The sequence below is a fragment of the Mycobacterium sp. 141 genome (assembly GCF_000382405.1).
Classification (GTDB): domain Bacteria; phylum Actinomycetota; class Actinomycetes; order Mycobacteriales; family Mycobacteriaceae; genus Mycobacterium.
Window position 1 is genome coordinate 58,715 of the sequence record NZ_KB908258.1, and the last position, 13,186, is coordinate 71,900.

Sequence of the window (13,186 nt, forward strand, 5' to 3'; positions counted from 1 at the left end):
CTGTGGATCCTCGTGCGAGACGAACTGGTGTGGATCGACTGCGAGATGACCGGCCTCGACCTGAAGAAAGACCGGCTCATCGAGATCGCAGTGCTGGTCACCGACGCAGACTTGAACATCCTCGGTGACGGCCTCGACGTGGTGATACACACCGACGACGCGGCGCTGAACTCGATGGTCGACGTGGTGACTCAGATGCACACCCGCTCGGGGCTCACCGAAGAGGTGCGTGCCTCGACCGTCGACGTGGCGACCGCCGAGCAAATGGTGCTCGATTACATCCGTGGCCACGTCAAACAGGCCAAGACCGCGCCACTTGCAGGCAACTCCATCGCAACCGACCGCGGTTTCATCGCCCGGGACATGCCCAAACTCGACGATTACCTGCACTACCGGATGATCGACGTCAGCTCGATCAAGGAGCTGTGCCGGCGCTGGTACCCGCGGATCTACTTCGGTCAGCCCGAAAAAGGGCTCGCCCACCGCGCGCTGGCCGACATCCACGAGTCGATCCGCGAATTGAAGTACTACCGCGCGACCGCCTTCGTGGCCCCACCAGGGCCGTCTACCAGCGATATCGCCGAGATCGCCAGCACCCTCGGACCGGATTCTTCCGACGCGGAGGAAAACGATTCGGCGTGGGAGCGTCCGAGCGGCTAGTATCTACGACGCCGCATGTGCCGAAAGGTGTAGCGGCGATGGTGGCTGTAGTTCAGTTGGTAGAGCACCAGGTTGTGATCCTGGTTGTCGCGGGTTCGAGTCCCGTCAGCCACCCCGCAGGTGGGAGGGTATTTAACCCTCCCACCCTTTGCGTTCCCGGGAGGGCTTGCAACGTTAGCGCAACGCTAAGGTCTGCCCGCCGCCATCGGCGTCTGCGACAAGACCATCCGCCGCCGCGTCGCTGACGGGACGCTCAAGTCCTACCGGGTAGGCCCGCGCCTGATCCGTATCGACCGGGACTCACTGCTGGCCCTGGCGCGTCCAATGTGTGATGCCGAGCTGCATGTACCGATGTTTATTGTTTGCTAAATCTGAACTTATACGCACGAGTGGTAGATTGATGCAGGTATATATCCTCGGTGGGTGAAGTTAAATAGCTAGCTGGCTCCCTGTGTGGCATTCCCGACCCTCCGTGTGCACGGACCCCGGTGCCCCGCCGCCCAGCAGCTCCCCGTGGAGCAGGCCGCCACTAACCCGCAGGTCTAGGAGTACCGCCAACCTCATCCTCATGTACGGGGTCCGGACATCGGATGCCACGGGCACTGCCGCCCACGAAAACCCCAGCACGTCGCTGACCAGCGTTTGTCGAGTCCCCAGCTACCGCCAGCGGACTAGACTGCACAATCATGGGGGAAAGTCTTGAGGTCAGTGCTGCCGACCTGCACCAGCTCGCCGGGGCGCACGACACCGCCGCCACCACCCTGACCGCTACTGCCGGACCGCCGGCGGCCGGGTCCACCGTATGGGCCAGCACCGCCGCCGTGAACGCAGGCCACAGCATCGTCACCGCTGCTGTGTGCACCATGGCCACCCGCACCACCACGACCAGCACCAAAATCAGCACAGCCTCCGCGGCCTACACCAGCACCGACGAAAACTCCGCTCAGCACCTCGCCGACGTCGGCCACACCGTGCACCTCTGACCATGGCGGCTGTCACCGGGGCCGCAACCCTGACCCGCTCCGACATCGAAGCGTTGACGGTCGAGCATCTGGAAGCCGCCGACACCCACTGGACTTCGACGGCGAAACTGTGGGAGGAGACCTTCGAGCACCTGCACTATCAGACCTCCAACACCCAGTGGAGTGGAAAAGCCGCAGACGCCGCCCTGGAACGATCCTGGGCCGATGTCGTCAAAGTGCGCGGGGCAGCGCTGACCACCTGCACAGCGCCGCTAACGCCGCCCGCCACGGGGCCGAAGAACTCCTCTGGGCCAAACGCGACGTCACCGACACCATCGAAGAAGCCAAGGAAGCGGGCTTCACCGTCGAACAAGACTTTTCGGTCACCGACCCCTCCTGGAGCCTGCTGTACGACAAAGCAGAACGCCAAGCCCAAGCCGAAGCTTTCGCCACCGACATCGCGGAGAAAGTGCAGCGACTGGCCAGCATCGACGCCGAGGTCGCAGGAAAAATCACCAGTGCTCTCGCGCCCCTGGAAGGGCTCAACTTCCCCGAGCACGGGGGAGAAAACGCCCACGACAACACGGTGCAAGCCGTCGATTACAAGACCGCACCACCAGGCGCTGGCGATGGCCCTACCGCTCCACTGCCACCACCATTGCCGCCCGGGGCAAACGACGAAGACTGGAAGCATGGTGGAGACCAGAGTCTCCCATCCCAAATGTCGGCAGGACTGAAGCAGAAATTGGTGGCAGCAGCCATGTTGGAGATGGAACGCAATGGCCAGACAGTTTCACGCGACATGCTGGAGCACTATCTGGACAACTCGGGAACACCGAGAAGACTGTCGTCCGGGCTAATTGACTCGTGGCTGGCGAACGAATCAACGAAGTACACCGACGCTCCCGCTCCCGCACTCCAGATACAGAGGAATCTGACAGATATGACGCAACAAGCCTACGAAAGGGCAAAGGCATCGGGGGGTCCCGTCACTATTACTGGAAGTACGCCCTGGGCGACTGTTGCCGGAAGTGACGGTGACAGTGTTCGAGCGCTCGGTCACTACTCAGTTTCCACAGCGTATTCGGTGACGATGAATCCTGACGGGACATACGCGGCTGCCTACCGCAATGATGTCTACGACTGGTACAACTTCTCGACACACCCGTATTCTGGTGTCGCCGAGTATATTTCAACCAAGGCGCATGAACTCCAGGCTGCGGGTGTCGCTCAAGACTTCCTCGTCACCGGTTCAGGAGCAATGCACTCTGTGAATGGACGCGTGAGCTAAATGCGAGTGCTACTCGGCCTGGCCGCCATCCCGCTGACCATCCTGCTCACCGCGTGCAACATGACCGACGACAAGACGGTAAATGAAGACATCACCCCCGCCTCGGATGGAACGGCAAAAATCGACGCAGAATTCAAGTTTGCCCGCGTGCCTTCGTCCTTCGCACCCATCAAGGCCATCAAAGGACACACAACCTGGGGTTCAACATTTTTGAGCTACAGCGCTGGCTACAGCGCCACTCAGCAAGATGTGGAAGCATTTCTCCAGGCATCGCATGCCCGCAAAGATTCGCTCATGTACCGAACGAAGGAGGGCTGCCCTCCTGCCCCGCCTGCCGAGCCCTCTCCAGCGGCCCCAACCGCGTTGATGGATCTATGGATGGGCTACGGAATCCTCGACCGATGCGCCACAATCGAAAGCTGGTACCTACCAAACTCAGAGCTAAAGCACGACAAAGCTACATCGGGGATCTATCGGGAATATCCGCCACCGAACGTTGAGGGCGGACACCGAACCAACGTCGTCATCAGCGTCTCGTTACCCGAGTCCAGCCAGAGCTGACCGCCCCGCATCACCCACACCCGCACGCCACGCTCCGTTCCCCCGCCACCCCGCACCTGAAACACACCACATACCACTGAATTTCGCCCCGCTCCCCCGTCGGCAAGGTCTCCAACCACCTCAACCACTCGACCACCTGGGGTTCACCCCAACCATCACAGAAGCCGAAGAAGCGGGCTTCACCGTCGAACAAGATTTCTCGGTCACCGACCCCTCCTGGAGCCCCCTGATGCGGGGATTCGAGGCACGCCAGTCCCAAGCCAAAGCATTCGCCACCGACATCGCGGAGAAAGTGCAGCGACTGACCAGCATCGACGCCGAGGTCGCAGGAAAAATCACCAGCGCACTCGCACCCTTGAAAGAGCTCAACTTCCCCGAACACGGAGGAGAAAACGCCCACGACAACACGGTGCAAGCCGTCGATTACAACATCAAGGAATCACCAAAGGGAACGGGTGGCAAAGGTATCGAGGTGGGTGACGACGCCATCAATGGCACTCAGCCGCCACTCCCGTCAGCCACCCCGATACGGGAACGCCGTCTACGCGAGTAGGCGGCGTTTTCCGTATCAGCGGCGATGCTGCCCGTCAGAACCTGGTATGCACGAAGTAGTGGACGACCAACCGTGGAACATCAACATTCACTACGACGGGCTGCTCGAATCGAAGGTCCCGCAGGATGCCCACACCGTTCTCGACGTCGGGTGCGGCGACGGCTTCCTGGCCGCCAGGCTTGCCCAGCGGGTGCCCGACGTGATGGCGGTCGACGTCGACGAGCCGGTACTCGATCGGGCCCAGATCCGCTTCCCGACGGCGCCGGTCAACTGGATTCACGGCGATGTCATGTCGACCGACCTGCCAACCCACGGTTTCGACGCGGTGGTCTCCAACGCAGCCTTGCATCATTTCGATGACACCGGTGCCGCCCTCACCCGGTTCGCATCTTTGGTCCGCCCCGGCGGCACAGTGGCAGTGACGACGTTCGTAAAGCCGTCCCTGCGCGAAATCGCTTGGCACATCCCGGCATGGGTGGCGTGCACGGTCGTCAACCACACCAAGGGCAAGTGGGAGCATTCGGCCCCGGTCAAATGGCCGCCGCCAGAAACGTTCGGCCAGTTGCGCCTCAAGGTACGTCAGGCGCTTCCTGGTGCGAGGTTGCACCGATTGCTCTACGGTCGCGTCCTGATCACCTGGCACGCGCCGCCGTCGTAGCTTTCGCCGTCGGCCAACGCCGTGTGCGATGAGTTCCGGGAGCATGGCGGGTCAATACGGGAGACCGGAGTCGTGTGAAGCATGGAGCGAAGGAGTACCTGATGACGACAGCGCAGCCCCCGGTGGTCGACGAGCAGACCTGGCGCGCCGCGCTGGGTGATTTGCGCCGCCGCGAGAAGGCCGCTACCCGCGAACTCGACTCGATCGCTGCCGAACGACGGCGCCTGCCGATGGTGGAGTTACCCGACTACACGCTGATCGGCGCCGAGGGTCCCGTCCGGCTGGCCGATGTGTTTGCGGGCCGCTCGCAGCTCATCACCTACCACCACATGTGGACCGATGGCGCCGAATGGCAGTGCGGTGGCTGCACGGGTTTCACCTCGCAGTTCACCCGGCTGGACTTCCTGGACAACTACGACGCCCGCTTCGTCATCGTGACGAACGGGCCGATCGAGGAGGCTCTGGCCTACCGCGACAAGGTGGGTAACCGGATGCAGTGGTATTCGTCGTCGCAGAGTTCGTTCGGCGCCGATATGGACGCCCCTGCGGGCGGCGGCTTCGCTGTGAATGTGTTTCTGCGCGACGGGGATACGGTCTACCGGACCTGGCACACCAACGGCCGCGGCACCGAACAGCTAAGCCACAGCTTCGCGCTCATCGACCTGCTGCCGTGGGGCCGGCAGGAACAGTGGCAGGACTCCCCCGAGGGGTGGCCGCAACGGCCCACCTATTCGGGGTGGCTGGACAGCCCGGATATCGCCCGCTCCTACGGAAAGGACTCCCAGTGACCGACCCCGAACGTTACGTCGTCACCCACACCATCGCCGCCGCACCCGGTGCGGTCTTCGCCGTGCTCGCGGATCCAGCCCGGCACAAGGACACCGAGCCCGGGGACTGGGTGCGCGACGCGATCGACCCCCAACCCATCACCGGGACGGGCCAGATCTTCGCGATGAACATGTTCCTGCCGCAGGTCGGCGGGCACTACGTCATGCACAACCTGGTTAGCGAGTTCGTCAAGGACCGCACCATCGCCTGGATGCCCGGCCGACTCGATGACGCCGGCAAGCACACGCCGGGCGGCTGGTACTGGCGCTACGACCTTGCGCCCAACGGCGACGCGACAGATGTCACGTTGACCTACGACTGGACCGGCACACCGCAGAGCTTTCGCGACCAGGTCGGCCGGATGCCCCCGTTCGGCGCGGATTTTCTCACTGAATCGCTTGCCGCACTGGACCGTTCGGTCAAGTAGCGCAGGTTCTGGCGTTGGTCACCCCGACGATGTCGCCTCGTCTGGTGTTCGCAGATATGCCGAAGATCACAGCCAGCGCCAGAGCAACGGCCGCACGTCGGCACCGCTTTCGACGCTGGCGAATAAACGCCTGTACGTGCCACGTATCTCGCTCCGCTCCGCATGACGAGAGCAAACGACGAATTCTGACAATGACCTGATGGGGTCCCGCAGCGTGAGCGCATCCACGCTGTCGAGCGGGCAAGAGAGCCGACCGGATTTCACCTTGAGCGCGTGGCCTGTTATCGTTCCATGCGCGCGCCGTTAGCTCAGTTGGTAGAGCAGCTGACTCTTAATCAGCGGGTCCGGGGTTCGAAACCCTGACGGCGCACAGATCAAGGCCGGTGCCTGTCCTCATCACACAGATGTACATGAGGACAGGCACCGGCTTTTCTCGTTCGCGCGACCGATGGACCAGGAATTGTCACGCTCGTCAGCACCGTGACTCAGCATCGCGGTCATCGCCGTCGGATGGTTCGGTTGGCAGAAGTACACCGAGTACAAGGATGCCGAGAAGAAACAGCAGCTCAGCTCCTGGGCCAAGACCTCCATTCAGCGGAAGGTGACCAACGACTCGCTCTCCGAGCTATGGATCAAGCGACCTCGGCGGGCCTAATCAAGGTGCCGAAGGGACTGTCCCGGCATGGCTTGCCCGCCTGGCGTTCTGGGCAGATGTAGCCGAGCGCCCGGCACGACGTCCGAACGCAGTCATGCACCACACCGTCACGCATGTCCTGCTCACGTGCCAGCTCGCACGCCGCGCACTTCGGATGATCCTGTTTGAACCACACCTCTTGCGACTCAGCATATTCCAGCTTGTACTGGCCGCACAGACTCTGCAGATAGATCTTCGTCGGTTCATCGTTGTCGACCCACCAGTGGGCCAGACTCCGGTTGTCGCCCGGCGTCCCCCAACCTCGGTTCATGGCCATTGCACCTTCTCCAGTCCGGGCTTCCCACTGTCGAGCAGAACGATGCCGGTGCTGATGAGGCTGGGAGCGATGCCTACGACGATGCTCATGACGCCACCCTCTTTAGCGGCCTATGACGGCGCATCCACACCGGCGCTGGGTGATTGCCCGTACTCGATGAGTGCCCCACTGGTGCGTGAGCCAAACCTCGTTCATCCTCGTAGTTCAGCGGCGCACCGATGGTCAGTACGTCAGCTGGCTCGTTTGCGAATGCCGTCGCGATCCTCGAGAAGTGCGCACATCACCCCACCGGTACTTACCGTCTTCGGTGGTATCCACTGGTGTCGATGCGCTTGCCGAGTTCGTGCCACAGCACCCAGACGAGTTGGAAGAGCCGGTTTTCGCGGAGGGTGCTCATGCGTTGGCCCTGTCCAGTGCGGTGACGAGGTCGGTGGTGGTGTTGAAGCCGGCGACGCGGGCGAGGTGTCATTCAGTCTCTGCGGCGAGCCACGCAGCTACCTCTGTGCGCCAACGTGATTCGGTGGGCAGCCACCTGAGCAATTCCATGTCAGCCTCCTTGCACTTTTAGGTGAAACTTCGTGAACCCGGCGAGCCGGTGGTAGTCGTCTTCGGTGAATCCCCTGCCCCATTGGGAATTCAGTGGGCACTTGGCGCAGTGGATGAGGTCGGTGCCGTACTGCGCGGTGCAGGCCGTGGTACTTGCCGAGCCCGATCTTGACGTATTCGGTAGGTTTCCTCCGGGGTCCGAAACCCTGACGGCGCACAACGAAAAGCCCCAGTAACACCGGGGCTTTTTCCGTCTGCGGCTATCGGCAGAGCCGCGCGTCAGCGGGCGTCAACCGGCCTGATCGTGCTCACCGACACTCTGCTCAGCCTCCTCCAAGAGCATTTCCACAGCGCCGGCGAGATGGGCTGCGGCATAGCCGCGATCGCGATACTGCTCACTCTTGAAGCGGCTGAGCTCTCGACGTAGCTCGTTGAGGGTTTCGTCGCTCACGTGCGCCATGCGACCTCCGGTTCGGGTGAATAAACAACGACTCGAACCGGCGCCACTCGGTACCGATGCGAGTCGTCAGAAGTTGAAAGTGATTGTCAGCGAGCCTCGACCTTGGCCTGGCCGTCGGTGTAGGTGATCGTTCCGTGCTGGAACTGCGACTGCCATCCGCCGGGGATCGTCTCCTCGTCCGACGTCGGATAGCCCAGCGGGCCGCCCGCACCGCCGTCGCGCTCCCAGGCGTCGCGGATTCCACCCCACACGATGTGGGCATCGGTCTGCGGCGTCCAATAGATTGCACCGCCGTCGAAGGTGCTGAATTGACCGCCGTTGGGTGCAGGAGCCTCACTCGCCGTCGGCAGTCCGAGTGGACTGCTCGCACCACCGGTTGCGTTGTACTTCTGCAGGATGATGCCCTGTACCACGAACGAACCGTTGGGTGTGACGATTGTGGTGCTGTCCGCTGCACCCGTACCCGGGGTATCGGCTGCAGGGCCGCCGGAAGTACCCGGGGCGCCTGGCGCACCAGGTGCAGCAATGCCGGACTCGGTTGGCGCACCAGGGGTGGCGGTTCCGTCGGCGCCCGGAGCAACCGACTCGCCCGGAGCGGTAGTACCAGCTTCCGCACCCGTGGTCGCTTCGCTGGCTGATCGGCTGGTCTCGCTTCCCGACCCCGCGGAATTGTTCGAACACCCCACGCCAAGCGCGCCAGTGGCGATGACTGCGATGATGCTGGCAAATCTCAAATATGTTCGCTGCATTGCAGGTCTTCCCTTGTCACACGGTGGCCCGTGTCGCGGTTCCGCTCGAATCCCGGCACGTCTCCCCCGACCAAGATCGTCATTCGAGCGTAACTGGCAACCCATACGGTAGCAACCACTACGGCAATAAGAGCCGTTCACGGCATGCCCCGGGTCGAGTTGTAGACTTTGACGTTGTTCGCCCGAGCACTGTCGGAATTGTCTTGTGCAGCAGCCGAAACACGCATTCGGACAGCGATCCGGCGTCGACTATCGATGAGTTCTCAACCCGGCGAACAGCCCCGGCGCAATCTTGCAGCAAAACCGATCAAGATGACCGAAACGATCGCCGGATCCCGGCCAATCGCCGTGCGATTCACCAGCAATCAGTAAGAGATTGCAGAACGACCATGACAGCTTCGTTGCATTCTATTCGGGATACCGGCCGGTGCGATGTGCTGGCAGAATGACCAACGTTGCAGGAAAGCCTGTTGCACCATATTGATTTGACGCTCACGAAAGTTACTGTTCGATAGTCGTACATCCACTGACGCACTGGTCAGACGTGGGGAATACTGCTAATCTCCAGTTAGCTGAACTCCGGTGTCGAGCAACTCTCGGCAGCATAGGCGAGGAATCGAGGTGTTAGCTGATGACCCCGAGCGTCGGTGCGGGCTACGCAGACCCCTCGCCTCGCGACGAGGTTGCTGCGCAACATCCGACCATGGTTTACAGCTGCAGTCGCCTCGGCCGCACAGCCAACCCGCCGGGTTTTACGTTGCCGGGCTGGCTCCTGCCGGGGCGCCGCCGCTGAGCGGCGAAGACAACTGAAGCCGCTGAGCGGCGAAGACAGCTGGAGCCGCTGAGCGGCGAAGACAGCTGGAGCCGCCGAGCTGGCTTGTCAGCGATTCTTGATCCGGCGGACGACGACGAACACCACCAGCACGCCGACCCCTGCCAGCGATGCCGTGACGGCGGGCTTACGCAGGAATTTGATCACTGCGGCTTTGGCGTCGTCGGCGAGTCGTTGCGGATTGGCGCGCTCAGCCAGGGAGTCGACAGTCAGCGCCAACTGATCGCGAGCCTGATCGATCTCACGCTTGATGCTCTCCGGGTCCCGGTTCGCCACTGTGCTCCTCCAAAGCCGCTCCATGTCGTGCTGCCCTGCCGAACTACCCTAGATCAGCCTGCGCCGTACGAACGGCACCGGTCGACCAAGAAGGGATTCCTGCGTATGTCGCCAACCCCGCGCCTCGAGGTGGGTGCCACCGCCCCCGCTTTCAGTTTGCCCGACGCCGATGGCAACATCGTCAAGCTCTCGGACTACCGCGGGCGCAAGGTCATCGTGTACTTCTACCCGGCGGCGTCCACTCCGGGATGCACCAAGCAGGCCTGTGATTTCCGCGACAGCCTCGCCGAGCTCAACGGCGCCGGTCTTGACGTGGTGGGAATTTCGCCGGACAAGCCCGAGAAACTCGCGAAGTTCCGCGATAACGAAGGCCTCACGTTCCCGCTGTTGTCGGACCCGGACCGCGAGGCGCTCACCGCCTGGGGCGCGTTCGGGGAAAAGACCATGTACGGCAAGACAGTTCAGGGCGTGATCCGCTCGACGTTCGTCGTCGACGAAAAGGGGAAGATCGCCGTCGCGCAGTACAACGTGAAGGCCGCACACACGTCAACAAAGATCAAGAAGATTCTGCATGAAGTGGCAGGAGCCAAGTAAAGCCGCGCCCGGTTGGATCGCCCGACTGATCACAAGATTCGCAGGCATAAGTTCCGAGCTGGCGGGGGTCTAAAGCGCGTGCGGCGCCGTCCACTGCCTGCCGTGACGTCCGGCAGTAGTCTGGTGCGCACGTTCGTTAGCTTGCGGATCTGGCCGGCTAACACCTGAACGCTGGCTGCCCGGCAGCTGGCCACCGGTTTGCCCACTTCACCGGCATGGTGAACAATCTGTTTGCTGTATGCGTCCATATCCACCAGAAAGGACGTCAGTGACCAAGTCAGGATCTGATTCCGACCGCCTGAGCGCAATGTCCATACTTGCGGCGGGCACCACGCCGAACGGGCTGCAAGTAGTGCTTCGCAACCCCCGATTGGGCGACGCAGACGCCTGGAGACGGGTCCGACTGGATGACCAAGCCGCGATTGAGCCGTACTGGGCGTACTCAGGTCAGTCCTGGCCGGATCAGCATCGTCGTCGAGTATGGGTCCGAGAGTGGATCGCTGCCCGCCGACGCATGCGGCGGGGGCAGTCGATCCACACGATAGTCGAGGTCGACGGCCAGCTTGCCGGCCAATGCGATGCTTGGTTGGAACGCTATCACCAGCGGGGCGAGCTGGGCATGTGGATACATTCCCGGTGGTCGGGCGACGGCGTCGGGCTAGTCGCAGTCGCATTACTGATCGACCATCTGTTCAGCGAAGTCGGGCTGGAACGGGTCAGTGCACCCATCGCGTGTGGCAACGTGCCGCCGACCCGGCTGGCCGAACGCTTGGGGTTCGTGCACGAAGGTGTGATGCGCAACTACCTGACATCCGGAAAAGGTCGCTGCGACTACGACCTATGGAGCATGACCCGCAAAGACTGGCTGGCACGTAGCAGGGGCTGACCCGCTCCCTGAGCGACTTGCAGATTGCACACACCTCCGCATCGAGGACCGTTTGCCCGCCACTACGGCAGCACACACCTGATACCGAAGTTTGAACACGGATCTGATAGATAATGTCCATGAAGCGGACTCTCTGTGGCCTCGGCCTGGTACCCCTCCTGATCGTGACGGGGTGTTCGGGGCGGCGCGCCACACCACCGCAACCAGCCGCGCTGAGCACCACCGCAACGACAACTCCTACCTCCAGCCCGCTGCATCCCGAGCCTCTCGGTTCGACGTACACGCTGACTGACCCCGGCTTGAAAGTGTCCGTCACGGTGTACGACGTCGCTCAGAATTTTCAGGCTGACGGACCGGGTCCGTCGGGTGGTGGCCATTGGACCGGAATCGATGTGCAGACCTGCCTTGATGAGGCTCACACTGTCTTCACGGTTAGCTGGGCGGATTGGTCGGTGGCTGACGCGGACAACGGTCACTATGAGGTCAGCCAAGATCGACCGACTAACATTTCGCCACCGATTTTTCCTGTTTCCCCGACGCCACTGGCGGTCGGTGAGTGCGCTCGTGGGTGGGTGGCCTTCCCGGTCGGATTCGGAGCCCGGATCACCACGGTGAAATATCAGCCTGGCGGTCGACCTGCGGTGTTCTGGTCAGCTGATGACAGTGATCACTGACTACCCGCCAATTTCCACCGGCAACGGCCACCATAATGGCGGGGCAACCCCGATCTACACCCAACCTGCCGCCCCGTTGGCGGCCCAGGCACTAACATTGAGTTTGCTGAATTTCGGAAAACACAACGTGCAGAGTTCAGGGAATGGCTATCACACTTTCATCATCATGGCGGCCAGGTGAGCTGCCATGACTCCCGACGTGAAGTACTCACGCACCTGTCGCGCCCCAGCAGCACCCATCTCGGCGCACCGACTCGGGTCTGCAAGCAGCTCGGCGACGGCAGCGGCGAATGCATCAACGTCGTTGGGCGGCACGAGTAACCCGGTGACCCCATGCTCGACATAGTCGCCGACCCCCGGATTCTTCGTCATGACCACTGGGCGACCACTGGCCATCGCCTCCAACGCCACGGTCAGTCCGGACCCACTCAACGTCGGCTTCAGCGCGATCGCCACAACAGCCGCCTTTCGGTAAAGGTCACGGATTTTGCCGAAGAGCCGGGCTCGGTGCACCACACCAAGATCGTCAGGAACGCCAACCGGCAGCAGAGTAGCCAGCTCAAGCCAGACGTCAGGACGCACATCGCGGACCATCTTGACGGCCGACACCAGCAGATCGTGATCGCGGTATCGGTCCTCCCCGGCACTGACAACAACATTCGATTGGCTCGGCATAGGTTGTCGGCAGTAGAAATCCGCGTCGATCCCCATCGGCACGAAATGCAAGCGGGACGACGCAACACCCCATTCCCTGCCCAGTACCGGCAGCACAGGCGCGCACTGAGCCCACACTGCGCCAGCACGTGGGAGTGCTCGCGCCGCCAACACAGCATGTACCTTCGGTGCGGCGGCACGGGTGGTCAGCCAACCGGCGCCGAGGAGCACAGGCGCGTAGCGTCGACTCGAACCCGTCAGGCTCGCCGGGATACCAGTTCGTTCGTCGTAGGCCAACACCACGTCGGTATTTCTGCGCAAACGAGACCGTGCCTGCGTCGCCCCCTCCAATATGTCGACGCCGCCGGTCTGACGGCGCACGATGTCGGCCAACCGCGCGGCCGGGCGGCTGAACGTCTTTTCCCCGAAGGTGACTTCGATGCCATGTTCGGCCAGCTTATGAAACCCGTACGGTGACGCATCCGGAACCTCGCCCAGAGCATGGCGAGTTTGCCAACCCGAAGCGGACAACCCGTGAGGCAGAGGAATATATGCACGCATCGTCCTCGGACTCTACCGCCGCAGAAAAGCCCGGGCGGGCGGC

General features: G+C 62.3%; 15 protein-coding genes and 2 tRNA genes. 12 read left to right on the forward strand and 5 right to left on the reverse strand.

Translation table 11 applies throughout. From position 1 onward, the window contains the following. The first annotated feature begins 12 nt into the window (after nucleotides 1-12). The 10 genes from orn to H276_RS0107560 all read left to right on the forward strand — a co-directional run bounded on the left by orn (nucleotide 13) and on the right by H276_RS0107560 (nucleotide 6,310). Nucleotides 13-660 (forward strand): oligoribonuclease, encoded by a 648-nt coding sequence (orn, locus tag H276_RS0107505; protein WP_026356697.1) that lies wholly within the window; start codon nucleotides 13-15, stop codon nucleotides 658-660. A gap of 41 nt (nucleotides 661-701) precedes the next feature. After that, nucleotides 702-774 (forward strand) — tRNA-His (locus H276_RS0107510). Nucleotides 775-1,346: 572 nt separating this feature from the next. Beyond that, nucleotides 1,347-1,643, forward strand: a complete 297-nt coding sequence (locus H276_RS0107520; protein WP_019970689.1) for a type VII secretion target — start codon at nucleotides 1,347-1,349, stop codon at nucleotides 1,641-1,643. 157 nt (nucleotides 1,644-1,800) lie between these two features. Then, nucleotides 1,801-2,913: a hypothetical protein gene (locus H276_RS24545; protein ID WP_155942998.1), complete on the forward strand. Its 1,113-nt coding sequence runs from the start codon at nucleotides 1,801-1,803 to the stop codon at nucleotides 2,911-2,913. Beyond that, nucleotides 2,914-3,474 carry a hypothetical protein gene (locus H276_RS0107535; protein WP_019970692.1) on the forward strand — a complete coding sequence of 187 codons (561 nt, stop codon included), beginning with the start codon at nucleotides 2,914-2,916 and terminating at the stop codon, nucleotides 3,472-3,474. Between the two features lie 229 nt (nucleotides 3,475-3,703). Further along, complete coding sequence (locus tag H276_RS0107540; protein ID WP_019970693.1) at nucleotides 3,704-4,027, forward strand: hypothetical protein; 324 nt, start codon at nucleotides 3,704-3,706, stop codon at nucleotides 4,025-4,027. Nucleotides 4,028-4,073: 46 nt separating this feature from the next. Beyond that, a complete protein-coding gene (locus tag H276_RS0107545; RefSeq protein ID WP_019970694.1) occupies nucleotides 4,074-4,685 on the forward strand; it encodes a bifunctional 2-polyprenyl-6-hydroxyphenol methylase/3-demethylubiquinol 3-O-methyltransferase UbiG in 612 nt (203 codons plus the stop codon). A gap of 101 nt (nucleotides 4,686-4,786) precedes the next feature. After that, nucleotides 4,787-5,473 carry a DUF899 family protein gene (locus H276_RS0107550; RefSeq protein WP_019970695.1) on the forward strand — a complete coding sequence of 229 codons (687 nt, stop codon included), beginning with the start codon at nucleotides 4,787-4,789 and terminating at the stop codon, nucleotides 5,471-5,473. Then, nucleotides 5,470-5,940: an ATPase gene (locus H276_RS0107555; RefSeq protein WP_019970696.1), complete on the forward strand. Its 471-nt coding sequence runs from the start codon at nucleotides 5,470-5,472 to the stop codon at nucleotides 5,938-5,940. The genes H276_RS0107550 and H276_RS0107555 overlap by 4 nt, the downstream gene beginning before the upstream one ends. A gap of 297 nt (nucleotides 5,941-6,237) precedes the next feature. After that, nucleotides 6,238-6,310, forward strand: a tRNA-Lys gene (locus tag H276_RS0107560). Between the two features lie 262 nt (nucleotides 6,311-6,572). Here the strand turns inward: H276_RS0107560 and H276_RS0107565 are convergent. From H276_RS0107565 to H276_RS0107600, 4 genes are all read right to left on the reverse strand, one after another. After that, nucleotides 6,573-6,905 carry a hypothetical protein gene (locus tag H276_RS0107565; protein WP_231376627.1) on the reverse strand — a complete coding sequence of 111 codons (333 nt, stop codon included), beginning with the start codon at nucleotides 6,903-6,905 and terminating at the stop codon, nucleotides 6,573-6,575. Between the two features lie 841 nt (nucleotides 6,906-7,746). Next, nucleotides 7,747-7,917 (reverse strand): hypothetical protein, encoded by a 171-nt coding sequence (locus H276_RS24550; protein ID WP_019970700.1) that lies wholly within the window; start codon nucleotides 7,915-7,917, stop codon nucleotides 7,747-7,749. A gap of 86 nt (nucleotides 7,918-8,003) precedes the next feature. Next, entirely contained in the window at nucleotides 8,004-8,330 is a 327-nt protein-coding gene (locus H276_RS25245; protein WP_019970701.1) for an LGFP repeat-containing protein, read from the reverse strand. A gap of 1,216 nt (nucleotides 8,331-9,546) precedes the next feature. After that, the gene (locus H276_RS0107600; protein WP_019970704.1) at nucleotides 9,547-9,774 is read right to left on the reverse strand and encodes a DUF3618 domain-containing protein; all 228 of its coding nucleotides are present in this window, start codon (nucleotides 9,772-9,774) and stop codon (nucleotides 9,547-9,549) included. A gap of 105 nt (nucleotides 9,775-9,879) precedes the next feature. On the opposite strand from H276_RS0107600, the gene bcp reads away from it, so the two are divergent. Both bcp and H276_RS23940 read left to right on the forward strand, forming a co-directional pair. Then, nucleotides 9,880-10,368 carry a thioredoxin-dependent thiol peroxidase gene (gene bcp, locus H276_RS0107605; RefSeq protein ID WP_019970705.1) on the forward strand — a complete coding sequence of 163 codons (489 nt, stop codon included), beginning with the start codon at nucleotides 9,880-9,882 and terminating at the stop codon, nucleotides 10,366-10,368. A 307-nt stretch (nucleotides 10,369-10,675) separates the two neighbouring features. After that, nucleotides 10,676-11,254 (forward strand): GNAT family N-acetyltransferase, encoded by a 579-nt coding sequence (locus H276_RS23940; RefSeq protein ID WP_081625423.1) that lies wholly within the window; start codon nucleotides 10,676-10,678, stop codon nucleotides 11,252-11,254. An 824-nt stretch (nucleotides 11,255-12,078) separates the two neighbouring features. Here H276_RS23940 and H276_RS0107620 read toward each other — a convergent pair. Continuing rightward, nucleotides 12,079-13,143, reverse strand: coding sequence for a glycosyltransferase family 4 protein (locus H276_RS0107620; protein ID WP_026356700.1), 1,065 nt, complete (start codon nucleotides 13,141-13,143; stop codon nucleotides 12,079-12,081). Nucleotides 13,144-13,186 lie beyond the last annotated feature (43 nt).